Raw genomic sequence first — 24,581 nt, 5'->3', positions numbered from 1 at the left:
TTGCTTAGTATTTAAAAATCGTTTTACCAGTATCATCCAACGCCGAAATTTCTTTAATACTTCCTGTATCACCTATTACGCAGTCTATGTACGTCTTCTGATTTTTTCCAATCATTATTACTCTCATTTCTCTGTCGGCATATATAATTCTGATTTCCTTAATTTTAGGTTCATTTATATAACCTGATACTATTTTAAACCCTCTGTTGGTACCATCATTTAAAGCTGATGCATATTCATGATGGGTGAAAGGAGACTTGCTATCAACCGGGAGCACAGCTAGTTGTTCTAGTTTCCAAGCATCTTGTTCTTGTGTAACGTAAGCTACGCCTTCAATCAAGGTTGTATTTTCTTCAAAAACGAACTTCACAAATGAAGAACGCTCATCATGTAAAACTTCAGTAATCCTAACATTATCTTTAATGGTATGATCATCTTTTACTTTTTTATCGAGTAACGTTAAAAGATCAGGCTCTTTATAAATCTTAATGTCACTCGTCGCAATCGTAGTAGCTACATATTTATCATTTGCTTCATAATTATCAGCGGCTTTAGAACAACCAAATAGTGTTACGGCAAGGAAGAAAATCAAGACTATGCGAATCATGATCTTCACGCTCCTTAATCGAAGTGTGTTTATTCCCGTGATTTATTGAGAGAAATTAATTTTACATTATTTCATTATACTTCCAACTGACTAAATATGAATTAGCATAACGACCAAAATTTTGATTAATCCGATCTCAGCTCACTGCTACCATGGGAAATACAAAAGCCAATAAGGAGGACAAGCCAAATGGAACTCACCCAGATGACCGAGGAGTTGTTTCAGGCAGCACAATCGGGGAATACTGAGTGCTTAACAGCTATACTGGAGGTCAATCCGCACCTCGCCAATATCGAAAACAGCGATGGACTTACACTTTTAGGCTATGCAGCGCATTTTGGAAATAAGGCTGCTGTGCAGCTGTTGCTCGACTCTGGTGCGGATGTTAATGCCGTTTCACACTCGAAGGTTTCTTACATCCCTTCCAATACAGCTTTGCATGCCGCTATCGCCGGAGAGCGCGATCCAGAAGTGATTCAACTGCTTTTGTCCCGCAATGCCAAAACGACGATTTTCGATAGTAACGGCCATACGTGCCTGCATTCGGCAGCCTATCACGATGATAACGTAGAGCTGATTCGTCTGCTGCTCGCACATGGAGCCGACGTGAATGCTTGTGCAGAGGGAAGCGAAACCGCCTTAGCGCTCGCGATCAAGCAAGGAAACCATGCTGTTGCCGAGCTTCTTCGGCAGAGTGGAGTTTCGCTTTGACTCTTTTAACGAAGCCCCTTACTGTAGAGGGGCTTCGTACCATTTCCTTTTTATGTCTTACTTTTAGGCGAGAATTGAGCGCACATTCGTGATAATCTGCTGATAGAAACACGATGTAGGGTCAACTTTACCAATTACCACCGCATTTCTAGCACTAAGGTCAAGTGACTTTGCTTGGTCAGTAAGTACCACGCCGCTGAGTTCCGTGAACGGTACCCGTGGATAAGTTGTATCGATCCCTGGTGGAATCTTAACCTCAAAAGGATACTCTTTTTCTTGGGTCGTGATCGGAACAATCATAGCAAAAGCTGAATTACCCGGATCAATAAGTCCATCTGATAACACGACTGCAGCTCGCCAACCATTTTGTTCGTGCCCCCTCGTTGGGTGCATGTTCAACCAAACGACGCTTCCTCGTTCTACATCTCCTGTAATCGCCATTAAATGATCTCATCCCCCATTGGTTCCGCAAACACCTCTTCATGTGCACTATTACCTGGTTTGCATTTTGCGCGGAGCGCCAGAAAATGCTTGCGGAGGGCTTCTTGATCTTCAGCAGCTGGGATCACTGGGCGTAAAATGACTTCCTTATTATCAGTAACACACATTTCAACCTCGACACCATCAGCAAATTTCACCAATTCAGATACTTCTTGAGGAATTCGGACAGCCAGACTGTTTCCCCACTTACGTACGGTTGCGGTTGTCAAATAGACCAATCCTTTCTTTTCCTTTTGATTCAACGTTACCACAACCTCCCACTAAAGTATATACACAGTATATACTTGAAAGATAGAATTGATACGTTGAATAACGAAAAAAGGCCTTGCATTCAGTGCAAAGCCTTTTTGGATTTATTCCCTATTAAAGCTAGGAATTGCTTCTATGTCGTGAGCCCACCATCAATCGTAACGATCGCCCCATTCATATAGCTAGACTCATCCGAAGCCAAAAAACATACGACATTGGCAATTTCCTCAGGCACGGCTGGGCGTCTCAGCGGTCCGTTCTGCTCTGGATTGTTCAATTCCATTCCCTTTGTCATATTGGTCATGACGCCACCCGGACATATCGCATTGACCCTGATTCCTTTTGGTCCGTACTCGACTGCAGCCGTTTTCGTCAAGCCAACGACACCATGCTTACTTGCCGCATATCCGCCCAAGTATTCACAGCTTTTCACTCCTGCTGCAGAGGCTGTATTGATGATGACTCCAGCGTGCTGCTCCTCCATAACTTTCAGCACATGCTTTAAACCTAGAAAAACTCCTTTCAGGTTTACGGAAATGATCCGGTCGAACATCTCTTCGCTGTAATCGCCTAATAGTGAAGGCGTGCCGAGAATCCCTGCGTTATTGAAAAACACGTCAATTCTTCCATACGTCTCTTTAGCAGCTTGAACGAATTTCTCCACATCTGCATTTTTGGAAACATCGGCGTGGATGAACATCCCCTCACCGCCGTTTTCCCGGATGAGGTGCAGTGTTTCATTTCCACCCTTTTCATCAAAATCGACGAGTACGACGCTCATCCCTTTTTCCGCAAGCTTCAGGCTGGCAGACCGCCCAATCCCTCCGCCTGCTCCCGTAATAACGGCGACGCGATTCGTTTCAGACATGTTTCATTCCTCCTTCATACGATTTTGGCTGTGTTTCTCTATTCAACGATCATGCAAGCTCGTCTATTTACGACACTGTCTTTGGCTGTGACACCAAAGAAAAGCCATCATATCCCTTTGCAGCGACCTCCTGACAAATCCGTCGATACGGTCCGAAGCCACCGATAGATAAATTAAAAAGCTGCGCGGCTTTCCTGCAATATTGGCACCTGTGTACCAGGAATCTGCCTTTGGATACAGCGTAGCATCTGCCACTTCTCGGCAATGGCTGCTCCAAGCTGTCTCAGCCTCTTCTGTTGCTTCTATCTTTTCGATACCATGGTCGCGCAAGTATTCGACGCAATCCCCAATCCACTCTACATGCTGTTCGATGGCGAGCGGCATGTTTGCCAGTACAGACGGACTTTCCGGGCCTGTGATCATAAAAAAGTTGGGGAACCCTGCGTTGGCAATCCCGAGATACGTCTGCACATGTGCTCCTTCATTCCACTTTTCTTTCAGCGTCAAGCCGTCTTTTCCACGGATATCTATCTTCAGCAATGGACCCGTCATACCGTCATAGCCGGTGGCAAACACAAGAACATCAAGCTCATACTCTGCTTCTGCCGTGCGCAAACCTTTTGCTGTGATTTCCTCAATCGGTGCACTTTTGACGTCTATTAGTGTGACATTCTCGCGGTTGTAGGTCTCAAAATAGTGTGTATCCAAAATCGGACGCTTGGTTCCGAAATAGTAAGTAGGCAACAGCTTTTCAGCCACTTCAGGTTTATGAACCGTCTCGCGAATTTTAGAGCGGATAAAGTCGGACACGGTTTCATTCGCAGCCTCATCCATCGTCAGATCGTGATACGTATACGTCAGGAAAAATCCGCCCTTTTCCCAAGCAGTCTCATATACCTCCTGACGTACTTCCGGTGCATCCTCAAGCGCTGAGCGAACGCTGGGCGCGATTGGGAACCCGCCCCACGACTCTTTCATTTGCTCTCTGATTTGAGGGTAGTTTTCTTTTGTTTTCTGGATGAACTCGGGATCGTACGGATGATTTCGCGCTGGTATCGTAAACTGTGGCGTGCGCTGAAATACAAAAAGCTGCTCAGCCTCCTGCGCGATCATAGGGATTGACTGGACACCACTGGAACCATTCCCGATGACCCCGACTCGCTTTCCTTTGAAATCTACTTTTTCATGTGGCCAGTGTCCAGTGTGGTACCATTGTCCCTCGAAGTCATCCAAGCCTTTAAAACGAGGAATATTGGCAGCCGAGAGACAGCCTACGCCTGAGATAAAATATGTCGCAGATACACTGCTGCCATCCTCCATATGAATGCTCCAGCAGTTATTTTCCTCGTCATAGTGAGCAGCCGTAATCCGCGTCTCAAACTGGATATCCCGGCGCAAATCGAATTTGTCTGCGACATAGTTGAGATAGCGCAATATTTCCGGCTGCTCAGGATAGCGGGATGACCAGGTCCATTCCTGCAGCAGCTCATCTGAGAAGGTGTAGTTGTAATAGATACTTTCCGAGTCACAACGCGCACCCGGATAGAGATTCCAATACCATACGCCCCCGACACCATCGCCTGCTTCATACACACGAGTCGAGAAGCCCGCCTCCCGCAAACGATGCAGCATATACAAACCCGAAAAACCTGCCCCAATCACCACTGCATCGAAGTCCGTCTTTTGCTTCTTCTGTTGATATTGCTCTGTATTTGTCATCGCTGCACCTACCTCCCTGCCGTGTTTTCATTCAAAAATTCCGCGATCTTCCCGATTGCCGCTTCAATCCGTTCCGAGAAAATCAGCACATTGGAAAAATAGCCGTGCACTAGGCCCTCTTCGCACATCGATTCCACCGTGACACCGGCTTCCCGCAAGCGCTCGGCATAGGCTAAGCCTTCATCGCGGAGTACATCATTTTCTGCCGTAATGACAAAAGCAGGAGGAAGCTTGCTCACATCATCGGCAAGCAAGGGAGCTACATATTTATTTGTTTGATCCTCTTGTCTCGCTATATAGTGATTGCCGAACCACTTCATCAGCTCGCGGTCGAGCCCGAAGCCTTTTTGGAAAGCCTCATACGAGCCCGTATTGTAATCAAGATTCGTAACTGGATAGATGAGGACCTGTGCCGAAATCGCGGGGCCACCCTCGTCCCTTGCTTTCATCGCCACAACAGCTGCCAGATTTCCACCAGCACTATCACCACCTACCGCAATATTGGAAGCGTTTGCATTTATATCCGCCGCATGTTCATGTACCCATTGCAGTGCCGCATAGCAATCTTCTACTGGTACCGGAAATTTGTTCTCAGGAGCGAGCCGATAGTCTACGGACACGACGATCCTGCCCGTTTGATTTGCAATCATGCGGCAGCTCGCATCCGTCATCTCGATGCTGCCGATCACCCAGCCTCCGCCGTGATAGTAAACAAACAAAGGAAAAGGACCTTCACCGTGCGGCGTGTAAACTCGTATCCGTATTTCCTCATCTTTTCCGACTGGGATAAACCGATCCTCTACCTTTGCCAGCGGTGCCAGCTCGACTTCCAAAGGCGGCGCTTGCGCCAGAAGTTCACGAACGGCTTCTGGTTCCATCGCTGGGAATTCGGACAGGATTTGAAACATTTCCACGTGTATCTTTGCTTTGGGATCTAGATTCGCCACAAAACATCTCCCTTTCTCGCGTAGATATTTCTCGTACGGTAACGATGTGCAAATCTGTTTTCAAGACTATCTTCAGCATAGTTTTATTTGTATAATCTGAATATTCCTCATTTTCGCCGTGCTCTGTACCTTAAAAGGAGGTGGTATCATGGTCCCTCAATCTACCTTTCAAGAACATATTCGCAAGCTTGAAGCTATAACTAGCCACGAAGAACAGCTATATACCATTCTTACTGTCTATATGGAGCTCTTCCCCGTTTTAAATGCGTATCTAATGCGCTACTCCCCTCTGGGCTTCCTTTGCGAGGGGATTATTTCACTTCACTCCACTGGTCTCGTGCACATCGGGGAAATTCGGGATGACGTTCGCTCGTATCCAATCGTGTACTCTGCTATCCGGGAAAGACAGGCAAAGTATTGCTTTGGCCTCGATTATTTAAAGCAAATGAGCAGTAAATACGTCATGCCCTCCACGATCAATTCCTTGTTGGTCGTGCCGATTTGCTTTGGCTCGATCGTTATTGGCTATATTTGCAGCTCAGAATTTACAAACCAGGATTTCGATGAAGAGCTGCTATCCTCCCTCACCCTTTACGGAAAGCAGGTGGGGAAAATCATGAATGGCTCGATGGGAGCTGAGGATACACCGCTTTTGAGCAAACGGGAATTGGAGGTCATGCGGAAAATCGCCTGGGGAGAAAGCACAAAGGAAATGGCCGATTCGATGGAAATTAGCGAGGTAACTGTGAAGCAATATGTAAAGACAGCTATTAAAAAGCTTGGCGCTCAAAACCGTTCGCATGCAGTTGGAGAGTTATATCGCAGAGGCTTCATCTCCTAGTCTATGAGATTTGCATATTATCAGGATTTATATGATTGTTTTGTAAAATTCAAATTAATTACCTAAACAATTATGCGCAACTGTCCGATTATATATGGGAGTCATCATAAGGAGGGGAATCATATGAAAAAAAGTCACATGATTGCTGTCTCCTGTTTATTGGCAACCAGTCTAGTAACAGGTACAGCAGCAGCGCAGTCAGACAAATACAAGGAGTCTGGCAAAAACACGGAAGCATCCGAGAAGTACGAGAAAAAAGAGAAAGAGAAGCAACAGGAAAAAGTTGAAAAAGAAGAGAAAAAAGCCAAGGAAGAGCAAGAGAAGCAGCAGGAAAAGGCTGAGAAAGAAGCCAAAAAAGCCAAGGAAGAGCAAGAGAAGCAAGCTGAAAAAGCTGAGAAAGAAGCAAAAAAAGCTCAGGAAGATTTAGAGAAGCAAGCTGAAAAGGACGCTAAAGAGGCGAAAAAAGCTCAGGAGGATCTGGAGAAGCAAGCCGAAAAAGCGGCTAAAGAAGCAAAAAAGGCACAAGAAGAGTTAGACAAGCAAGCCGCCAAAAAAGCGAAGGAAGAAGAAAAAGCAGCAAAAAAAGCAGCCACTAAATCCGATACGTACGGCAATTATAAAAAATATGAAGGCCTGCTAAAAGCAATCGAGCGTGTGCAGGACAAGCCTGCTGGAGCAGCCGTTGCTGAAATGCTGAAAGCAAAATACGAAATGCTCCTCTCACTGGACCAACAGAAGCAGCTTGGAGGCGTAAGTGAGAAGGATGCGGCATTGTGGGCGGCTGCTGGAATCCTGGAAAAAGACGGGAATCTGACAGATGCAGCTTCGATGGGTAAGGAAGCTTTGCGTGCCAACTACAAGGACATTGAAGCCTACAAGAAGCTTGGGCTGTTGTATAAAAAGCTGGGCAAGCAAAACCTGGGTCTCTACGTGAACGGTGAAGAGCTGGAAGCAGCCCCTATTTTGCATAACGGCAGAACACTCGTGCCATTTCGTTCCATTTCCGAAGCCTTGAAGGCAGAGGTCAACTGGAACCCGGCAGATAAATCAGTCACTGTTACCCGCGGCGGTGTCGTCGTGAAGCTCATCATTGACAACAAGATTGCTTACGTCAATGGGAAAGAAAAAGTACTCGACATTCCAGCAACCCTCGTCGAAGGAACCACTGTTGTCCCTAGCCGTTTTGTGAGCGAGGCATTGAATGCCGAAGTTCAATGGGAGCCGGAAACAGGTGCAGTGATCATCATCGACAAGGAAGCTACGGAAAATACAGAAGCTTCTGCAGCAACTGAAGCAAGCGCAGACGCGCAATAATATTCCCTCAATCCATGAACAAAGTGAACCACCGAAACCACACCGATCGGTGGTTTTTTCTTTCTTTCTTCGTCAAATGTCTATTCTTCTCATCAATAATCTTTACAAAACAATAATTGCAAACATACGTTCCGTATATTAAAATAAACTTGTGGGTAATATTGGTATATGAAACTTCCAACATACCCTAAATCAGAGTGACCAAGGAGGACTTTATCATGTCATTGCGCTTGACCCCTTATGTTGTGCTGGATGGAGACACGAGAGAAGCGATTGCATTCTATGAAAAAGCATTGGATGCCAAGGTTGTTTTTGTTCAAACTTTCGCTGACATGCCTGCAAATCCTGATTTCCCTCTTCCAGACGAAGCAAAAGACCGCGTGGCACACGCATCGTTAAAAGTTGGCGATTCCGACTTGATGTTCTCTGATTCATTCCCTGGTCAATCGATTCCAAAAGGTGATCAAGTAACCATCTGTATCGTATCTGACGATGTTGAGAAATCCAAACGAATCTTTGATGCCTTGCAAGATGGCGGTCAAGTACATATGCCGTTGCAAGAAACTCATTTTAGCCCTGCATACGGAAATGTGAAGGACAAGTTCGGCATCACATTCCAAATCTTCACAGAGGGTAACCAGTAATTCCAAATCAACGGCTCTGATCGCCTCTAACGCATCAGAGCCGTTTTTCTACCTGTCCAAAAGGAGGATTCAAAAAAGATGAACATTCCTGAATCGTGCCTCAAGCCATTTCCTGCTTACGTAGACGTTTTTGCTGATGATCTCGAAAACTGCAAAAAGCACTTCCTACCCCTGTGCTCCATCAACCTGCAATGTGTTTTTCCTGAGCTGGACGAATGGCTGCACATTGTGTCTGTTAAGGAAATCTATGAAGGCTGTGTAGGAGAAGACACGCAGGAGTACCATACCGCCTACACCAAGGAGGATATGCTGGGCTTTGATGTCAGCAATGGGAAATATACATTCGAGGCTGATTGGAACTACTTCCTCTTGAATCAACAAGAACAAAAGGAAGCTGAGTATGCACAATTAAAGGCAGCGGGAGACAAGCAATATTTACGGCTAAGAAAAGATCTCGGTCAATTAAGTGAATTGGAGCAAGCCTATCTTCAAAACGAAAATGACTATAACAGCCGCAAGAAATTTTATGAGCTCCATCAAGCCATTTATCCCTTCTCCAGCATTGGAGAAACCTTTGACTCCGTCGATGACTTGATCGCAGACATCGAAAAGAAAAGAATAGATGGCTGGGGCTTTTCGTATCCCGAGATCAATGGAATCCTGGACGATGTTGCGTTTCAATCCGATGAGACCCAAAAATTTATGCAGGAATACGACGTATCCATCGAGGAGATGCGCCAGTTTGAAAACACCAACCTCATCAATCGTCCCCTCAAGGAAAACGGAGAAGTATTTACTTACATAGGCACTCTGACAGGTTACTTATTCCAGGCATACGGCGCAGGCTCCGTCCACTTATTTTACGATCAGGAGCTAAAGAAAGCCGTCATTTGTTTTGAATACACCTAATATCCTATCAGGTTCGAAATACCGCCCTTTTATGAATACAGACGTAACAATTCCCTGACCTTTTCTTTTGCAAAATCTCGTAGCAGCACTGGCTCGATCACTTCGATATGACCGAGCCAATCGACTATTTCCTGGCAGGCTCTTTCGTGACTGTACCAGTTGATAGCGAGCAGCCAATAATCCTCTGCCTGTCGTGATTCAATCACGTCCAGCTTGTGCATAAGTGCCCGCTTCGACTCATGCAGCTTGACCGTAACTGGATAAAACTCCTTCTCCCTACAGTTTTGTTTGAAAAGCACCCCTTGCTTGTTCCAATGATCCTCTAGTGAAAATGCCTCCGGAATCTCATACGACTCCTCCACTTGTTCAACCGCAATGACTCTCTCACATTTAAACGTCCGTAATTCGCCTATGTCTTCGCAAAAAGCTACGAGATACCAGTCTGCTTTTTTCACCACGAGTCCATACGGATGGACGAGGCGTGTGGAGCAATCGCCGCCTACTTTTTGATAGGTAATACGCAGCTTCCAGGATCGCCACACTGCTGCTCGCATCGCTTCAAGACACGGAATCACTGCTCGCTCTGTCCACCAAGGCGTATCATCAAAATAAAAACGGGTTTTTGCTTTCTCGATATCAGCCAGATATGTCTCCGGCAGCGTTTTTTCCAGCTTTAACAGTGCGTTTTTTAATTTCAATCCAGTCTCGGTCTGTCCTCCAGCATATATGCCCATGCCCGTTAAATAGAGATGAATGACTTCCTCGCCGTTCAGCTGCTTCAGATTGACTGTATACCCATCCATCAGCTTGATGCCTCCGTTTGGACCGGATCTCGCCACAATCGGGATTCCCGCTTCTGCCAGCACATCCACATCTCGATAGATTGAGCGCACCGACGTTTCCAAAGCATAAGCGAGGTCTTTTGCCTTCATCTGCCCCCTTGATTCGATGAGCAATAAGATTGCGATCAATCGATGTAATCTCATGGCAAGCCCCCTCCCTATTCGACTAGTCTTACCCCTATCTTTCTATTACTGACAATCAGTTGTCAACAATTGTGCGTTACGATAAGGAAAAAGGAGGGTTGCTTGGATGAATGTGGGTATTTTAGGTACCGGCTTCGGCTCGTATCATGCACGTCTATTGAAAAAGATGAACCAGATTGACCGTATCGTCGTTTTTGGCAGAAACGAAAAAAAGCTGCAAGAGCTGCAGCATGAGCTAGGGGTAGAAACAACGACCCAAATCGATAAAATAATGACGGACCCAGGCATTGACCTGATTGATATTTGTTTGCCTTCCACGCTGCATAGACAATATGCGGTGGAAGCACTTGAAAGGGGCAAGCATGTCTTTTGTGAAACTCCACTTTGCCTCAGTCCGGGAGATGTGGAAGTGATGAAGCGTGCTGAGGAACGCTCATCCAAGAGAATCCTGGTCAATCAGTTTATCAAGTTCGATCCGGCTTATGCCTATCTGCACTCCATATGCCAGCAGCAAAAATACGGTCGGCTCTTGTCTCTTTCCCTAAAGAGAGAAACGGCTCCGCTGTGGGGCGATCTTGGTCTTGACTCGATTGTGATCCAGCTGATGATTCATGAACTGGATTTTGTCACGTGGCTTTTCGGGATTCCAGACCATCATACCGTTTACGGTCAGGAAGCACCGGACAAGAAGCAATCACTCGTACGAGCACTATTCAGCTATCCCGAGGCACACGCAGAAATCATCACCTCTTCCCAAATGCCGCGCTCCTATCCGTTTACGGTCGGTTATGAAGCCTATTTTGAGCAGGCCAAGCTGGTCTATCATGAAAGCGACACAAATGGCGAGGACAATGCCAGCTTGTATGCCTACACTGAAACGGGGAGAGAAGAGATCATCTTGGAATCTGCCAATCCTTATGCAAAAAGTCTGGAGCATGCTATCTGGTGTTTGAAAAACGATTGCGAATCGATGCTCTCGCTCACTGAGGCGATTCGCGCAATTGAATTGGGCTTTCAGGTAAAAGATCGACTGGCTGCACTTCCTCGTTCGTGATTCAATTCGTTCCGATTTATTGAAAAAGGGGCAAGCCCGATTCGGCTTTGCCCCCTTTCTATTACATTAGCTATTCATTGCTTTCGTAACAGCTTTTGGCTCCGGACAGAAAAGCTTGAACAGCAGGTGAAGCACAAGCAATTGAGGGGCAGGCCAAGGACAGACAATAGTTAGAGCTTGCAGGAACCATCCGCGCAATTGTCACCGTCAGCATCTTTCTTTTCATCTGTTTGCACAAATTGCAAGGTAGGAGCAGCGCTCTCTTCCTCCCACACTTTGTTTAGCACATTGAAAAAGACCTCGCCTGGCTGTGCACCGGATACGGCATATTTGTCATTAAACACAAAGAACGGAACAGCATTGATGCCCAGAGCAGCAGCTTTTTGCTTGTCTGCCTGTACATGCTCGCTGTATTCATCCCCTGCCAGCATCGCCAGCGTCTGTTCCTGATCCAAACCGATTTCAGCAGCCAGCTTTGCAAGTACCTGATGATCACCCAAGTGCAGCGAATCGGTAAAGTAAGCTTTCAACAGACGTTCGATCATTTCTGGCATTTTTCCATGCGCATTGGCATAGTGAGCGAGTCGATGAGCGTCAGCCGTATTGGTTGGGATCATCGTGTCAAAATGATATTCCAAGCCTACTTCTTTGGCTTGCTGTGCCACTTGTTCTGTCATGCCCTTTGCTTTTTCCACAGGCATTCCGTATTTGGCCGCCAAAATGTCGTAAATGGTTTCATTGGTATCCCGTTTGGCATGCGGGTCCAGCTCGAAGCTGCGGAAAATTGTCTCTACCTTTTCTTTGTGCGGGAATTGACTCAGGGCTGCCTCAAAGCGTCTTTTCCCAATATAACAAAACGGGCAGGCAAAATCAGACCAGATCTCTACTTTCATTCGTACTTCTCCTCCTATAAGATGGCCATCTATACCCACAAGATGCCCGGAAACTGTAATCTCTACCAATACATTATACAACAACTCCCCCGCAAGCCTTGCACTTTGGAGAGGGAGTCTGTACTTTGCACGGGCACTAGCGTGTGATTCGAATGATTCGATCACAGATTGTTTGGGCATCTTCTTTGTCATGCGTGACCAAAATGGAGGTAATGTTAGCTGCTCGCAGCAGCTGCTTTAAGTCTTCACGTATTTTGTTTTTTAGCTCTGCATCCAGATTGCTGAAGGGCTCATCCATCAAAAGAATCGCTGGTCGCGGAGCCAATGCCCGGGCAAATGCAACACGCTGCTGCTGCCCGCCGCTCAGCTCATGAGGATATCGCTTGCTGTACTCCTGCATCTGTACAAGCTCCAGCATCTCAGTCAGACGCAGCCCGCGCTCTTTTTTAGATAATCCGTGTAGCCCAAATAATATATTTTGTTCGACAGTCAAATGAGGAAACAGCGCGTAGTCCTGAAAGATCATACCGACTCCACGTCGCTCCGGCTCTACGAATTGGCGCTGATCAACCAAGATTCGTCCATCCATCACGATGCGTCCTGCCTTTGGCTCCTCTAGCCCTGCAATCAGCCGCAGCAGGGTGCTTTTGCCGCAGCCACTCTGTCCCAATATCCCGACAATCTCTCCCTGCTCCATTCGCATCGTAAACTCTTGAATGACATTCCGACTCCCTGTCCCATAACCAAACGATATCGCTTCCATTTGAAAATAAGTCATTTTGCTTGTTTCTCTCCTAACCAGTGATAGAAAAAAACAGAGACAATCCCAACCACAATAATACAGAGGGACGGAATCGAGGCTTGGTGAATTTGTTCATCGCTGGCGTACTGGTACGCTTTTGTCGCCAATGTCTCGAAGTTGTATGGACGCAGCAGGAGAGTGAGCGGCAGCTCCTTGATGATCTCCATGAATACTAAAACAAAGCCGGTGAAAACCGCCCCTTTGATCAAAGGCAAATCCACTTTAAAAAAGGTTTTTGTCATGCCCAGCCCAAGCAAACGCGAGGCTTCCGAGTAGCGGTTTCCTGTTTTCTCAAAACCTGCCTCCACCGCGTTATAGCCAACTGCAAGAAAGCGAATGATGTAAGCAAAAATCAGCATGAACAAGGACATACTGAGCACCAGCTTACCCTCGCCAAGACCCAGCCACCCGTAAACGCCGCTCAGCTTTTGATCGACTGAGATGACTACAGCGAGCACGCCAATGGACAAAACCGCTCCAGGTATGGAATAGCCCATGGAAATAAAGCGGGTCAGCATGAGCGAAAAGGTAGAGCCGCGAGCGTAGCGAATGACGTTGGCTACAATAACCGCCAGCAGCATCAAAATGAAAATCGAAACAATAGAAACAGACAGTGTATTGAAAAGGAGCTCCGTAAAGCCTGAGTTCCATACGTCTTCATACGTCCACGTCGCCCATACGACGAGTTGAATCACAGGAATAAGAAAAGACAAGGACACCACCACGAGCCCCAATGCCATTGCCGCCCATTTCCACACACCTTTTAGCTTGCGGCGTTTCAGTGGGTTCATCTTGCTTGTCGGAGAGCTGAATTTTTTACGCTTGCGCAGCAGCCTTTCGATGACGAACAATCCGATAATAAAGCTCATCAGCCATGCTGCCAAACGGATCGCCGAATCCACGTCAAACATCCCAAACCACGTTTTGAAGATCGCAGTCGTAAACGACGATATCCCAAAATGCTTCGTGACCCCAAAATCGTTAAGCACTTCAAAGGCGACAAGACTGGCACCGCCGACAATTGCCCCTTGGGAGAGCGGCATGACAATCACGAAAAATGTATGAAACGAATTCTTCCCCAGCAGTCTTGCATTTTCAATAAAAGCTGCACTCTGCTTCTCTAAAAATGTTTTCGTGATAAGGTACACGTACGGAAACAAAAACAGAGTGAAAATAAAAATGGCACCCTTCATCGACATGATGTCGAAGTAGCGCTGGTCAGGGGTCCAACCAAATGAATTGCGAAAGAAGGTTTGGACACTTCCCGTATAGCTGAGCATGGCACCGTACGTATAAGCTGCAATATAAGGCGGAATCGCCAGCGGTAGCACAAAAGCCCAGTTAAAAAGGCGGCGCAAAGGGAAATCATAAGCCGCTACTAACCAAGCTAATGTCACGCCGACGATGATCGTACAGGCGCCAGTCCCGAGTACAAGCCAAAGCGATTGCAAGGCGTAATCGACCAGCATGTATTCCTGGATGTGTTGCCAGTTTTCAGTTTCTTTTTGAAAAAGTCCGAACAAAATATAAAGAGACGGAAGAAGGGCCAAGAAGGCCCCTATTACGCTCAATGTTACCCATCCATTCATATTCCGTCTCAAATTTCTCAAGAGCGCTGATCCGATCATGCTTATTTCCAGCCCGCTTTATTCAGCAATTCAACCGCTTTTTTGTTATGCTCTCCCAGCTTGGCAAAATCGAGCTGCTGTGTTTTGAACTCGCCCCACTCTTTTAGCAATGCTGGCTTGTCTGCCTCCGGGTTCACAGGGAATTCAAAGCTACCTTGTGTCAGCATGGTTTGTCCTTCTTTACCCGTGATGAATTCGATCAGCTTTACCGCATTGTCTTTATGCTTGGAATGCTTCGCAAGACCAACACCACTAATATTCAGATGAGTGCCAGTCGTATTCTGATTCGGGAAGAAGACTCCGATGTTCTCAGCGACCTTCACTTCTTCAGCGTCTTTGGAATGCAGCATCTGTCCTACATAGTACGTGTTCATGATGGCAACATCGCCAACCTTGGCTGCGATCGCTTTTGCCTGATCCCGGTCTCCGCCTTCAGGCTTGCGTGCAAAGTTGTTCACCAGACCTTTTGCCCATGCTTCTGCCTCTTGCTCACCATTCAGCTCGATAAAAGAAGCAACCAGTGACTGGTTATACAAATTGGAGGAGGAGCGCACCAGCACTTTTCCTTTCCATTTGTCGGTGGCCAGGTCTTCATACGTAGACAGCTGTTCTGGCTTCACCCGATCTTTGGCATATACGATAACCCGTGCGCGTGTCGCCATCCCGATCCATTCGCTGTCTTTATCCCGCAATTCTTTTGGTACATTTTTGTCTACGTCGGCAGATTGAATCGGTTGGAGCACGCCATTTTGCTTGGCATAGTTCAATACTCCGCCGTCAACGGTAATGAACAAATCTGCTTCGGAGCTCTCACCCTCACGCTTCAAGCGTTCAACCAGCTCCTCCGCTGTGCCTTTTACTTCATTTACTTTAATGCCTGTTTGCTTGGTGAATTCAGCGAATACCTTGCCGTCTACATCGTAATGTCTTGCCGTAAATACGTTGACGACTTGCTCTCCGTCTTTTTTAGCTGGCTCCGTTGCGTTTGCGCCTGCCGCATTGGCATCGGCCTGTGGCTGTGATGTAGCTGTATTATTGTTCGCTGCCTGATTAGCGCCGCAGCCAGCCATGAATGGCAAGGTCATCATCGTAAAAAGCATGAGTCCTAGTATGGATTTTTTTCTCATGAAGCTGATCTCTCCATTCTCGTACGAATTTAATAATGAAAATCATTGTCAATTAGTTCAACGATGACTATTGTATCTGACGAAAATGAGAAAACGCTGTGAAAATGAAAAAAACATTTTCTACGAGAGTATTCCCTCTTCCATTACGATCGGCAGCAGTAACGAAACCGTCGTTCCTTTACCTTCTATGCTTTGGATCGTAAGCGATCCGTCGTATTTTTCCACCAGTCGCTTGGCGATAGACAGCCCAAGTCCGTGCCCACTTTGCTCACTACTTCTCGACTTGTCCACACGATAGAGCCGATCCATCACATACGGCAAATCCTGCTCCGGAATTCCTATGCCTCTGTCACTGATCGAAATACGCGCCGATTGCTGCCTCAAAACGGCGCTAATCTCTACCCGTTTGTTCTCACCGGAATATTTCACCGCATTATCTAGCAAAATGAGCAAAATTTGCTCCAAATGCTCTTCGCATACTGCCAAGGTCATCCCATCTAATGCATCTACGTCCTCTGCGAACTGAAAGGCTGGGTGCAGCACAGCAATATTGCGGATGATTCGGCGAAGCGCTTGAGCTGGATGAGGCAATCTCGGCTCACGCTCTTGTAATTCCTGCTCCGCCCGCGTGAGCTCCAGCATCTCCTGAACCAGCCCTTTGAGCCGTGTCAGCTCTTGAATCGATGCGTGCAGGGATTCCTCCAGCACAGCCGGATCGTTTTTTCCCCACCGCCGTAACATCGCCAAATGTCCTTCGATAATCGCAAGTGGTGTTCGCAGCTCATGCGAGGCATCCTCGACAAACTGCCTTTGCTGCCTAAAGGACCGCTCTACCTGATCCATCATTTTATTAAACATTTTCATCAGGCTCGCGATTTCATCCTGATTATCATAAAATTCTACACGCTCCTGAAGCCCTTTTTGCTTGATCTTGCGAATCGTCTCATTCATCGATTGTAGAGGCTTAAGCAGCTGACGTGCTAGCAGTCTGCCACCCAATCCGCTGATCACGATTGCCCCCAAACAGCCAAACGCCATGACCTGAAACAAGGCGCCACTGAGCTGTTCATATGTTTGCATGTCTTTTACAATCTCAACCGTACCCGTAAATTGAAAGATCGTAATCGGTCCGCTTCCCATCACGAGGTTCCCGTCTACATACTCGGTTGTCGCGTGGTCATAGTGAAAAACAGGGACGGACTGGAGCCTTTTGTTTTGGTAATCGTCGTACACGACCATCAGTGGATTCCCGTCTTCATCCAGGATACGGATAAGCTGGTCCTTTTGATTCATTCGCTCCAGAAAGCCACGAATTTGGGCTAATTCCGCTTCTTTAAACGAAAGCTCTTTTTCTAACGAGTAGTTGATGATGTCACGCATCGTTTGTTGGATCAATTGCTCTTCTTGCTTCATCATCCATTTTTCGATAAAGAAATACTGAAACGCATTGTAGGCAATAAACACGAGAAACAAGAGCACAGAAGACCAGATTGTCAGCCTCCACTTGATGGGAATCTGCGAAAAGGAAATGACGTTTCTGTTCATTTTCTCATCACGTAGCCAATGCCACGAACGGTTTGAATATAGCTTGGCTCCTTGGGACTATCAATTTTATTGCGCAAATAGCGTACGTACACGTCGACCACATTGGTTTCTACTGCCGCTTCGAATCCCCACACATTGTCCAGCAGCATATCTCTGGCTAATACCCGGTTCACATTTTTCATGAAGGTGACGAGCAGGTCATACTCTCTCTTGGTCAGATCAATTAACTGATCGCCTTTCCTAACGACTCTCGCATCCAAATCGACCTGCAGCTCTTTATGTGTCAACAGCGGGCGCGAAATGGTCTCCTGCTCTTCCTGCCTGCGAAAGACAACCCGGATTCGCGCCAACAGCTCTTCAATGGCAAAGGGTTTAGGAATATAATCGTCGGCACCGCTGTCCAGTCCCGATACACGATCCGTAATACTGTCTCTGGCGGTAAGCATGATAATCGGTGTCTTTTTCACCGCTCTTATGTTTCGGCACACTTCCAAGCCATCTACGCCAGGGAGCATCAGGTCCAGCAGGATGACGTCCCATTCTTCCTTCAGTGCCAAATCCATTCCTGTTTTTCCGTCATAGACAACGGTGATGTGAAAAGCCTCATGACGCAGCTCAAGCTCAATAAAGCGAGCCATATTTTTTTCATCTTCAATCAGCAAAATTTTTTTCATCCTCGACCCGCCTTTTCTATACTCCTCGCCTTAAGTCCATCTGATTGTATTTGATAATCATTTTCACCGTCAATTGATTTGTCCCTGTTTCTGATTTACAAAAAAAGGGACCAATATTGGCCCCTTCTCCGTTTAGTCCGCGATATAGCGAATGACTGCCATTTCTTGCCCAAAGCGGTGTCCCTCATCACAAAATCCTAAGCTGGCGTATAGACGATGGGCTCCCTTGTTCTCAGGATGATATCCGACAACGATTTTTTTCGCCTGAGGCAATGCTGCCATTTCAGCCAGCAATAATTTTGTAGCTGCCGATCCGATGCCCTGGCCCTGGTATTTTTTATCCACCATGATTCGGTAGATCCAATACCCGTCCAGCTCTTCTTGCCTTGTATTGTACATGCAAAAACCAACGATCTTCTCTTCTACGGTTATTGCCAATGCTTTTAGCGAAGGCTCGAATTTTGTCTGTGCAATCGACACTGCGTTCGGCACCATGAATTCCTTCTGTTCTTTCGCTACCTCCAACAGGCAGCACTCATACCAATTGTCCGCATTTACTTCTACGAGCTCTACTGGATTTGTACCCATTCCCTTTCCCCTTTCAGCTGTGGGGAAACGCTGCTAGCTTACTGAGGCGTTATCCCCTTGTCGTTTTTCATCAAAGCAATCATGTAGTTTGTCATAATGAACGCCTCCTTTTTTGCAAAAAGATGCCTATAATATACCATTTTTTTCTGACTAACAGAAACGTCCTACAGGAAAGCTCAGGAACACACCGCCTACTGGGCACATAGGATAGAAATCAATACGATCCTAACCAAGAGGTGAAGTGTGTCATGTACGGATATCAGCCATACGGATACGATTATGGATTCTATCCGCAAACCGTATCCTCCCAATATGAGCAGGAGCCGACTCAATCCTATGCCGAAATCCACGGCGGCCCCCTCGCGCCAAATTTGAACGGCTATGTCGTATTTACCGATGTGCCATACGGGACTGATGTGTATGTAGAGGTGAGCGGACTCCCCACTTTTCAGCCTGCTTCCGGGGATAGACCGCAAATCGGGCCATTCGGTTTCCATGTGCACGATAAAGGGGTTTGCACCGTAGGAAATCCCGATGATCCGTTTACCTCAGCAGACGGGCATTGGAATCCGACCCATCAGCCCCACGGCAATCATGCTGGCGACTTTCCCGTACTTTTTTCCAATAATGGCTATGCGCGAATGAATTTTTTCACGAATAAATTCAGAGCGGCAGATGTCATCGGAAAATCCATTATCATTCATCAAAGCCCGGACGACTTTCGTTCACAGCCAGCAGGCAACAGCGGCAAGCGGCTCGCGTGTGGCGTTATCCAAGCAGGGTAGATAGACCGATAGCGAGTGATAGCATAAGAAAACCTCTATCGAGGCTTGCTCAAGGAGGAGCGACCGCGTTTAGCGGAATGTTTACATGCGCTCCGGTATTCATAAGCGTCATACGCTTATAAATTCCTATACGTTGAAAAAGCGACAGCCTCGGAAGCGAAAAAATGCTCCTGGACTGTCGCTGCTTTTATTTACGGGACTTTCCAAACCTACAGCTCAATTACCTTCGTCGCGATGTTTTTGCAAAACTCACTGTCATGCTCCACAAACAGAATGGTTGGAGAGTGCTCAAGCAGCAGCTCTTCTATTTGCATGCGCGAGATGACATCGATAAAATTCAGTGGTTCATCCCAAATATGCAAATGAACTTTCTCGCAAAGGCTTTTGGCAATCAGCACCTTCTTTTTCTGGCCGCCGCTGTAAGCGGAAATATCCTTTTCAAATTGGACTCTGGAGAAATCAAGCTTTCTCAAAATCGCTTTGAACAGACTTTCGTCAATTCCGTTGTCTCTGGCGTAGTCTGTTAAATTGCCTCGTAGGTGTGAAGTATCCTGGGAGACATACGATATTTTCAGCTGACTTCCTTTTCTGAACGTGCCCGTATAGCTCAGGTCCTCGCCGCATATCAGCTTGATGATGCTTGATTTGCCGGAACCATTTTTTCCTGAAAGCGCAATCCGCTCTCCCTGCTGAATTGAAAAGCTGACGTTCTTGCACACCTCGTTCTCCCCATACGAAATTGACACATTATCGAGCTCAACAAGCTGGTTCTTATGATAAGCAAGCTGTGAGATCTTTAGACTGTCCTGTTTTTCGATATTTTTCAGGAGCTTGGATTTTTCATCGATGGCTGAATGCTGTCTTTGCTCGATTGATTTTGATCGCTGCATCATTTTGGCAGCCTTGTGACCGATATATCCTTTGTCTACCTTGGAACCGGAATTTCTCGTCCCGTTTTTCGTTTTTTCCACTTCATCCGACCAATGGCTCGTTCGTTTCGCGGATTCTGACAAGCGCTTGATGTCTTTTTTCAGCTTTTCATTCTCGGCAAGCTCAAAGTTGTCTTGTCGCTGCTTGTTTTCCCACCAATCCGAGAAATTCCCTTTTTGCACCTCGATGTTCGTCCTATTGATGGAAAGAATGTGGTCCACGCAATTATCCAGGAAGGATCGGTCGTGAGATACCAGGATAAATCCACTTTTGCTTTTGAGATAATTACTGACAAGCTTTCTTGCATGCATATCGAGATGGTTCGTAGGTTCATCAATGAGCAAGAAGCTATTTTCCTTTAGAAATAACGCTGCCAAGAGCACCTTTGTCTGCTCGCCGTTGGACAAGGTATCAAAAGGTCGATATAGAACCTCCTCCGAAACCCCCAGTAAAGATAGCTCGCGCATGAGCTCCCAGTGAACGTAGTCGGGATGTACATCGGCGATTACATCCATTGTATTGTTTTCCTTGTTTTCAACCGGAAATGGGAAATACTCGAATTGGACATGGGCAGAAATCGTTCCGCTGTAGTCGTATTTACCAAGCAACAGGTTCATGAAGGTCGTCTTCCCACGACCATTTCTTCCTGTAAATCCGAGCTTCCAATCTGTATCGATTTGAAAGCTTACATTTTCAAAAATGTTATCGAAGCTACCCTCGTAGGCAAACGTCAGGTTTGTAACATTGATTAATGACATAGAGTTATCCCCCTGTAAAAAAATAGAAAAGCTACAAGAAAGTTACTTTCTTGTAGCTCAAATAAATACAGCAAATCTAACCCAATACTGGCGTCAGATAAGGATATATTGAGTGAAAGATAAAGTAACCTTCTTGCATATAAGAAATAAAACAGGCGAAACATATCGCTTTTTTGTTTTATTTTATAAGCAAGATTTGATTACATTATCCACTTCAGCTCCGTTCATTAAGTTACACGTATTTTATCATACCCAATTTCTAATTTCTACAATAAAATTCAGAGCATTCCAGTCCGTATCATGTTTTAACTCTTTAAAAAGTGGGTAAATAGACCCGGATGGCATAGATCGTTGTACCGATCAATACAGGTTGCCACTTTTCCAAAGGGGATAAACAGCATGAAATCTTTTACAAAATGGTTTGGACTGCTCATGGCTTGTCTGCTTTTGTTCTCCACATTCGGACCGAGCCGAGCAGACGCATTCTGCTATGTGACACGCAATTATTTGCCACCATTATTTGGTGAAGTTGATTACGATGAGTACGAGGGACTGACTGCGTATATCGAGGCAGAGCCTGCTTTTACCGAGTTTATGTACCTGGTTGCCACAGATTCGCGTGGAAATGAAAAAGCGCGTATCCGCATTACTTCCATTGATGAATCAAAAATCTTTACGGCTCCTGCTACAGACAGGGAAGGTAAAGAAATAGAAGTGAAAATAAAATCCGGTTGGATTCATGTACCGCAAAAGAGTCTGAAACTGCCGGCTGGGGATTATGAATTCTATTTGGAGCTTAGCAACTACGATCCTCGCCCCGAGACAACGTCCGGGAATAAATTAACGGGAGTCATAACAGATACCCAGTGCGGTCGTGCTACTCTACAATCCGATTCGTACGAAATCACCATTGACGAGATTCCCAGCTCCGATTTTCCTGGTTACATCGACATTAAAGAAGATAACATTTTGATTAACCTCAATCTGACAGCAGAATATGCAAAAGCAAAGTTTTCTCTTCTCATCATCGACGAAAATGGCAAGGTCGTGAAACGCACCGCTCTGGGAACAAAGAAACAGCAGTTTTCATCGCGCAGCATCTCACTTAAACCGGGTACATACAAGGTGCAGCTGGAGATGACGCTCTCTGGTAAAACAACCTTGTCGAATGCAGTTACCTGGGTGATTCAGAGCGAATTTATCGACCTCGGCTTAGGGATGGGGCAATCCTTCCCTGGCAACATCACGATTAGTTCTTCTGGTGTGATCACGATAACATTGCGCGGGAAACAAGATGTTCTGGATCAGTACGACTTTTACTTTATCGTGCGCAATGCAGATGGAAAAGAAGTGCGGCATTTGCTGATCGATCCGAAAAATCCATCTCTCGTTGCGAAAAATTTGAACTTGCCTACAGGCCGCTATACACTGACGCTGTCGATTTACGATCGTTTCAGCCAACAAACGATTCAATCGGAAGCAACCTACTACACGGTGAACCTGTCCGGCCAGATCATCGTTTTTATCGACGGTCAATTGCAAACCTACAGCAAGCCGCCAGTCAAAATCAACTCCAGAGTGCTGGTTCCTATGCGCGCAGTGTTTGAGGCATTCGGCGCAAAAGTAGACTGGGATGAAGCAACGGAAAGTGTCACGGCAACGACAGATGGTGATGTCATCAAGCTGACGATCGGCTCCAAGATCGCTTATAAAAACGGCCTGCCAATTACGATGGACGTGCCTGCCATCTTGTATAATAACCAGACGACTATGGTTCCCATTCGCTTTGTCAGTGAAGCACTTGGGGCTACAGTAAGCTGGGATAATTATTCTAACTCTGTCATTATCAGCAAATAACACAAGAAAAAGCGCGGGAGCCTAACGATACTCCTGCGCTTTTTTGCGTTTCTCGATCGATATTGCTACCAGCGCAACAAGGACAAATCAATCTGAGGAACGAGTCCTTGCTCTCCCGCTCTCCCCAGCAGGGCGGTAATCGCCCCGTAGCCATCCTCACCCAGGTCACGTGTAAATTCATTTACATATAAATCGATATGTGCTTTGGCAACCTCCAAGGACAGCTCCTGAGCATGACACATCACATAATCCTGCGATGCCTGCGGGTGAGCCCACGCATACTCGACAGAAGCTCGCGTCCAGTCGGTCAAAGCCTGCAAATCCATTGATCTGCGTGCGATGATGGCACCTAGCGGAATCGGCAGTCCTGTATCAGCCTCCCACCAATTTCCGAGATCAGTCATGAGTGCCAAGCCATAGTTTTGGTACGTGAAGCGCGCTTCATGAATAACAAGTCCCGCATCGATTTTGCCGTCACGAACGGCTGGCATAATTTCATGGAAAGGCATGACGACAATTTCGCCTACCCCGCCAGGTACGTTCTGCGCAGCCCACAATCGGAACAGTAAATAAGCGGTCGAGCGCTCGCTGGGCACCGCTACTCGTTTTCCTGACAAACGGGCTGGATCATTCTGATCGGTACCCAAGCCATTTCCTTGGGTCAAAACAAGTGGTCCGCACCCCCTGCCCAAGGCACCTCCGCATGGCAACAGCGCATAGTCTTTTAATACCCATGGCAGAGCCGCATACGAGATTTTCATAACCTCTGGACCCTCTGCCTTTGTGGCCAATGTATTCGTAATATCGATGTCAGCATACATAATGTCGAGCTGCGGCGCTCCAGGAATCAGTCCATGCGCCCAAGCATGAAAAACAAACGTATCATTCGGACATGGTGAAAACGCAATTTTCATCTATAGCACCTCCCGTAATACTGTACTGGCTTTTTCTAGAGCACTCAGCGCGTCCTTGATGCGCCACGCTGATTTGTCGCGCGGGCCAATCGCATTGGATACCGCCCTGATTTCCAGGATCGGCAAGCTGCACTGCTGGGCGGCAATCGCTACCCCATAGCCTTCCATGGCTTCCCCAGCTGCGTCCGGCATACGCTTTGCCAGTGCCGCTGCCGTTTCTGCTGTACCGGTAACGGTTGACAGAGTAAGCACCTGCCCCATTGTAACGGGCAAGCCCTTGGACGCTATCGCTTCGGTCACTTGTGTCGCCAGCTCTTTGTCGACTGCAACACGCGCTGATCCAAAACCAAGCTCGTCTACATCACAAAAACCGTCTGCTGTCTCGGCACCTAAGTCTGCACATACGATTTCACTTGCCATGACCAATGAACCGACCTCGGCTCGTCCACTAAAGCCACCGCAAATGCCGGCGCAAATAACCAAATCGTACTCGTTTGCTGCAAGCATGCTTGCCGTACTTGCTGCGGCAGACGCTGGTCCCACGCCTCCAACCAGAAGCGTAAATCTATTGTCATCCTGCAGACCGCGCAAAACCGCATCACGCTCTGCTTCGACCGACGTCACCACCAGCACGCGTCTTTTCTGTTGATCCGTCTCCATGTATCCCACTCCCCTCTCCTATTTGTCTTGTGTCCAGTCTTGCTTCCACCTCCAACGTTATCGCTACTTT

Annotated in this window: 25 protein-coding genes; 8 read left to right on the top strand and 17 right to left on the bottom strand. The window is 46.7% G+C overall.

Annotation, left to right across the window (positions count from 1 at the left end; all coding sequences use genetic code 11):
• Positions 1 to 4 precede the first annotated feature (4 nt).
• A complete protein-coding gene (locus tag C3B52_RS25430; protein WP_103109186.1) occupies positions 5 to 607 on the bottom strand; it encodes a hypothetical protein in 603 nt (200 codons plus the stop codon).
• Between the two features lie 189 nt (positions 608 to 796).
• On the opposite strand from C3B52_RS25430, the gene C3B52_RS25425 reads away from it, so the two are divergent.
• Positions 797 to 1,318, top strand: coding sequence for an ankyrin repeat domain-containing protein (locus C3B52_RS25425; RefSeq protein ID WP_103109185.1), 522 nt, complete (start codon positions 797 to 799; stop codon positions 1,316 to 1,318).
• A gap of 63 nt (positions 1,319 to 1,381) precedes the next feature.
• Here the strand turns inward: C3B52_RS25425 and C3B52_RS25420 are convergent, their stop codons facing one another.
• The 5 genes from C3B52_RS25420 to C3B52_RS25400 all read right to left on the bottom strand — a co-directional run bounded on the left by C3B52_RS25420 (position 1,382) and on the right by C3B52_RS25400 (position 5,602).
• Positions 1,382 to 1,759 (bottom strand): type II toxin-antitoxin system PemK/MazF family toxin, encoded by a 378-nt coding sequence (locus C3B52_RS25420; protein WP_103109184.1) that lies wholly within the window; start codon positions 1,757 to 1,759, stop codon positions 1,382 to 1,384.
• Positions 1,759 to 2,061 (bottom strand): AbrB/MazE/SpoVT family DNA-binding domain-containing protein, encoded by a 303-nt coding sequence (locus C3B52_RS25415; protein WP_103109183.1) that lies wholly within the window; start codon positions 2,059 to 2,061, stop codon positions 1,759 to 1,761. The genes C3B52_RS25420 and C3B52_RS25415 overlap by 1 nt, the downstream gene beginning before the upstream one ends.
• A gap of 140 nt (positions 2,062 to 2,201) precedes the next feature.
• On the bottom strand, positions 2,202 to 2,936 hold the full coding sequence (locus C3B52_RS25410) for an SDR family NAD(P)-dependent oxidoreductase (protein WP_103109182.1): 735 nt from the start codon (positions 2,934 to 2,936) through the stop codon (positions 2,202 to 2,204).
• A gap of 63 nt (positions 2,937 to 2,999) precedes the next feature.
• Positions 3,000 to 4,655, bottom strand: a complete 1,656-nt coding sequence (locus C3B52_RS25405) for a flavin-containing monooxygenase (protein WP_235615858.1) — start codon at positions 4,653 to 4,655, stop codon at positions 3,000 to 3,002.
• 8 nt (positions 4,656 to 4,663) lie between these two features.
• Positions 4,664 to 5,602, bottom strand: a complete 939-nt coding sequence (locus C3B52_RS25400; RefSeq protein ID WP_235615857.1) for an alpha/beta hydrolase — start codon at positions 5,600 to 5,602, stop codon at positions 4,664 to 4,666.
• 148 nt (positions 5,603 to 5,750) lie between these two features.
• On the opposite strand from C3B52_RS25400, the gene C3B52_RS25395 reads away from it, so the two are divergent.
• The 4 genes from C3B52_RS25395 (at position 5,751) to C3B52_RS25380 (ending at position 9,310) form a co-directional block, all read left to right on the top strand.
• Entirely contained in the window at positions 5,751 to 6,443 is a 693-nt protein-coding gene (locus tag C3B52_RS25395; RefSeq protein WP_103109181.1) for a LuxR C-terminal-related transcriptional regulator, read from the top strand.
• Between the two features lie 123 nt (positions 6,444 to 6,566).
• Entirely contained in the window at positions 6,567 to 7,757 is a 1,191-nt protein-coding gene (locus C3B52_RS36775; RefSeq protein ID WP_164684923.1) for a copper amine oxidase N-terminal domain-containing protein, read from the top strand.
• Positions 7,758 to 7,975: 218 nt separating this feature from the next.
• A complete protein-coding gene (locus tag C3B52_RS25385) occupies positions 7,976 to 8,401 on the top strand; it encodes a VOC family protein (RefSeq protein ID WP_103109179.1) in 426 nt (141 codons plus the stop codon).
• Between the two features lie 78 nt (positions 8,402 to 8,479).
• Complete coding sequence (locus C3B52_RS25380; RefSeq protein ID WP_103109178.1) at positions 8,480 to 9,310, top strand: siderophore biosynthesis protein; 831 nt, start codon at positions 8,480 to 8,482, stop codon at positions 9,308 to 9,310.
• Positions 9,311 to 9,339: 29 nt separating this feature from the next.
• On the opposite strand, the gene C3B52_RS25375 is transcribed toward C3B52_RS25380, so the two are convergent.
• The gene (locus C3B52_RS25375; RefSeq protein WP_103109177.1) at positions 9,340 to 10,296 is read right to left on the bottom strand and encodes a helix-turn-helix transcriptional regulator; all 957 of its coding nucleotides are present in this window, start codon (positions 10,294 to 10,296) and stop codon (positions 9,340 to 9,342) included.
• Between the two features lie 106 nt (positions 10,297 to 10,402).
• Between C3B52_RS25375 and C3B52_RS25370 the strand changes: the two genes are divergently transcribed.
• The gene (locus C3B52_RS25370; protein WP_103109176.1) at positions 10,403 to 11,350 is read left to right on the top strand and encodes a Gfo/Idh/MocA family protein; all 948 of its coding nucleotides are present in this window, start codon (positions 10,403 to 10,405) and stop codon (positions 11,348 to 11,350) included.
• 170 nt (positions 11,351 to 11,520) lie between these two features.
• Here C3B52_RS25370 and C3B52_RS25365 read toward each other — a convergent pair whose 3' ends face one another.
• The 7 genes from C3B52_RS25365 to C3B52_RS25335 all read right to left on the bottom strand — a co-directional run bounded on the left by C3B52_RS25365 (position 11,521) and on the right by C3B52_RS25335 (position 18,607).
• Positions 11,521 to 12,243 (bottom strand): DsbA family oxidoreductase, encoded by a 723-nt coding sequence (locus C3B52_RS25365; RefSeq protein WP_103109175.1) that lies wholly within the window; start codon positions 12,241 to 12,243, stop codon positions 11,521 to 11,523.
• Between the two features lie 136 nt (positions 12,244 to 12,379).
• Positions 12,380 to 13,021, bottom strand: coding sequence for an ABC transporter ATP-binding protein (locus C3B52_RS25360; RefSeq protein WP_103109174.1), 642 nt, complete (start codon positions 13,019 to 13,021; stop codon positions 12,380 to 12,382).
• Complete coding sequence (locus tag C3B52_RS25355; protein WP_103109173.1) at positions 13,018 to 14,673, bottom strand: ABC transporter permease; 1,656 nt, start codon at positions 14,671 to 14,673, stop codon at positions 13,018 to 13,020. The genes C3B52_RS25360 and C3B52_RS25355 overlap by 4 nt, the downstream gene beginning before the upstream one ends.
• A gap of 2 nt (positions 14,674 to 14,675) precedes the next feature.
• The gene (locus C3B52_RS25350) at positions 14,676 to 15,800 is read right to left on the bottom strand and encodes a Fe(3+) ABC transporter substrate-binding protein (protein WP_103109172.1); all 1,125 of its coding nucleotides are present in this window, start codon (positions 15,798 to 15,800) and stop codon (positions 14,676 to 14,678) included.
• Positions 15,801 to 15,920: 120 nt separating this feature from the next.
• On the bottom strand, positions 15,921 to 17,345 hold the full coding sequence (locus C3B52_RS25345) for a HAMP domain-containing sensor histidine kinase (protein WP_103109171.1): 1,425 nt from the start codon (positions 17,343 to 17,345) through the stop codon (positions 15,921 to 15,923).
• The gene (locus C3B52_RS25340; RefSeq protein ID WP_103109170.1) at positions 17,342 to 18,019 is read right to left on the bottom strand and encodes a response regulator transcription factor; all 678 of its coding nucleotides are present in this window, start codon (positions 18,017 to 18,019) and stop codon (positions 17,342 to 17,344) included. Before C3B52_RS25340 ends, C3B52_RS25345 begins: the two co-directional genes overlap by 4 nt.
• Before the next feature lie 132 nt (positions 18,020 to 18,151).
• A complete protein-coding gene (locus C3B52_RS25335) occupies positions 18,152 to 18,607 on the bottom strand; it encodes a GNAT family N-acetyltransferase (RefSeq protein WP_103109169.1) in 456 nt (151 codons plus the stop codon).
• Positions 18,608 to 18,855: 248 nt separating this feature from the next.
• Here C3B52_RS25335 and C3B52_RS25330 point away from each other — a divergent pair, with 248 nt between their 5' ends.
• Positions 18,856 to 19,392: a superoxide dismutase family protein gene (locus C3B52_RS25330; RefSeq protein WP_103109168.1), complete on the top strand. Its 537-nt coding sequence runs from the start codon at positions 18,856 to 18,858 to the stop codon at positions 19,390 to 19,392.
• Between the two features lie 209 nt (positions 19,393 to 19,601).
• Here the strand turns inward: C3B52_RS25330 and C3B52_RS25325 are convergent, their stop codons facing one another.
• A complete protein-coding gene (locus C3B52_RS25325; RefSeq protein ID WP_103109167.1) occupies positions 19,602 to 21,080 on the bottom strand; it encodes an Lsa family ABC-F type ribosomal protection protein in 1,479 nt (492 codons plus the stop codon).
• Between the two features lie 399 nt (positions 21,081 to 21,479).
• Between C3B52_RS25325 and C3B52_RS25320 the strand changes: the two genes are divergently transcribed.
• Positions 21,480 to 22,937 carry a copper amine oxidase N-terminal domain-containing protein gene (locus C3B52_RS25320; RefSeq protein WP_103109166.1) on the top strand — a complete coding sequence of 486 codons (1,458 nt, stop codon included), beginning with the start codon at positions 21,480 to 21,482 and terminating at the stop codon, positions 22,935 to 22,937.
• A 65-nt stretch (positions 22,938 to 23,002) separates the two neighbouring features.
• Here C3B52_RS25320 and C3B52_RS25315 read toward each other — a convergent pair whose 3' ends face one another.
• Together C3B52_RS25315 and C3B52_RS25310 are read right to left on the bottom strand one after the other, a co-directional pair.
• Entirely contained in the window at positions 23,003 to 23,851 is an 849-nt protein-coding gene (locus C3B52_RS25315; RefSeq protein WP_103109165.1) for a 1,4-dihydroxy-6-naphthoate synthase, read from the bottom strand.
• Positions 23,852 to 24,511, bottom strand: coding sequence for a futalosine hydrolase (locus C3B52_RS25310; RefSeq protein WP_103109164.1), 660 nt, complete (start codon positions 24,509 to 24,511; stop codon positions 23,852 to 23,854).
• Positions 24,512 to 24,581 lie beyond the last annotated feature (70 nt).

The organism is Brevibacillus reuszeri, from assembly GCF_002897295.1.
Classification (GTDB): domain Bacteria; phylum Bacillota; class Bacilli; order Brevibacillales; family Brevibacillaceae; genus Brevibacillus; species Brevibacillus reuszeri_A.
The sequence above is the reverse complement of the archived record's forward strand: the minus strand, read 5'-3'. Positions and strand labels throughout refer to the sequence as shown.

Coding starts and splice junctions, on each gene's coding strand:
- C3B52_RS25430 (WP_103109186.1), bottom strand. CDS start 607: ATGATTCGCATAGTCTTGATTTTCTTCCTTGCCGTAACACTATTTGGT.
- C3B52_RS25425 (WP_103109185.1), top strand. CDS start 797: ATGGAACTCACCCAGATGACCGAGGAGTTGTTTCAGGCAGCACAATCG.
- C3B52_RS25420 (WP_103109184.1), bottom strand. CDS start 1,759: ATGGCGATTACAGGAGATGTAGAACGAGGAAGCGTCGTTTGGTTGAAC.
- C3B52_RS25410 (WP_103109182.1), bottom strand. CDS start 2,936: ATGTCTGAAACGAATCGCGTCGCCGTTATTACGGGAGCAGGCGGAGGG.
- C3B52_RS25405 (WP_235615858.1), bottom strand. CDS start 4,655: ATGACAAATACAGAGCAATATCAACAGAAGAAGCAAAAGACGGACTTC.
- C3B52_RS25395 (WP_103109181.1), top strand. CDS start 5,751: ATGGTCCCTCAATCTACCTTTCAAGAACATATTCGCAAGCTTGAAGCT.
- C3B52_RS36775 (WP_164684923.1), top strand. CDS start 6,567: ATGAAAAAAAGTCACATGATTGCTGTCTCCTGTTTATTGGCAACCAGT.
- C3B52_RS25385 (WP_103109179.1), top strand. CDS start 7,976: ATGTCATTGCGCTTGACCCCTTATGTTGTGCTGGATGGAGACACGAGA.
- C3B52_RS25380 (WP_103109178.1), top strand. CDS start 8,480: ATGAACATTCCTGAATCGTGCCTCAAGCCATTTCCTGCTTACGTAGAC.
- C3B52_RS25375 (WP_103109177.1), bottom strand. CDS start 10,296: ATGAGATTACATCGATTGATCGCAATCTTATTGCTCATCGAATCAAGG.
- C3B52_RS25370 (WP_103109176.1), top strand. CDS start 10,403: ATGAATGTGGGTATTTTAGGTACCGGCTTCGGCTCGTATCATGCACGT.
- C3B52_RS25365 (WP_103109175.1), bottom strand. CDS start 12,243: ATGAAAGTAGAGATCTGGTCTGATTTTGCCTGCCCGTTTTGTTATATT.
- C3B52_RS25360 (WP_103109174.1), bottom strand. CDS start 13,021: ATGACTTATTTTCAAATGGAAGCGATATCGTTTGGTTATGGGACAGGG.
- C3B52_RS25355 (WP_103109173.1), bottom strand. CDS start 14,673: ATGATCGGATCAGCGCTCTTGAGAAATTTGAGACGGAATATGAATGGA.
- C3B52_RS25350 (WP_103109172.1), bottom strand. CDS start 15,800: ATGAGAAAAAAATCCATACTAGGACTCATGCTTTTTACGATGATGACC.
- C3B52_RS25345 (WP_103109171.1), bottom strand. CDS start 17,345: ATGAACAGAAACGTCATTTCCTTTTCGCAGATTCCCATCAAGTGGAGG.
- C3B52_RS25340 (WP_103109170.1), bottom strand. CDS start 18,019: ATGAAAAAAATTTTGCTGATTGAAGATGAAAAAAATATGGCTCGCTTT.
- C3B52_RS25335 (WP_103109169.1), bottom strand. CDS start 18,607: ATGGGTACAAATCCAGTAGAGCTCGTAGAAGTAAATGCGGACAATTGG.
- C3B52_RS25330 (WP_103109168.1), top strand. CDS start 18,856: ATGTACGGATATCAGCCATACGGATACGATTATGGATTCTATCCGCAA.
- C3B52_RS25325 (WP_103109167.1), bottom strand. CDS start 21,080: ATGTCATTAATCAATGTTACAAACCTGACGTTTGCCTACGAGGGTAGC.
- C3B52_RS25320 (WP_103109166.1), top strand. CDS start 21,480: ATGAAATCTTTTACAAAATGGTTTGGACTGCTCATGGCTTGTCTGCTT.
- C3B52_RS25315 (WP_103109165.1), bottom strand. CDS start 23,851: ATGAAAATTGCGTTTTCACCATGTCCGAATGATACGTTTGTTTTTCAT.
- C3B52_RS25310 (WP_103109164.1), bottom strand. CDS start 24,511: ATGGAGACGGATCAACAGAAAAGACGCGTGCTGGTGGTGACGTCGGTC.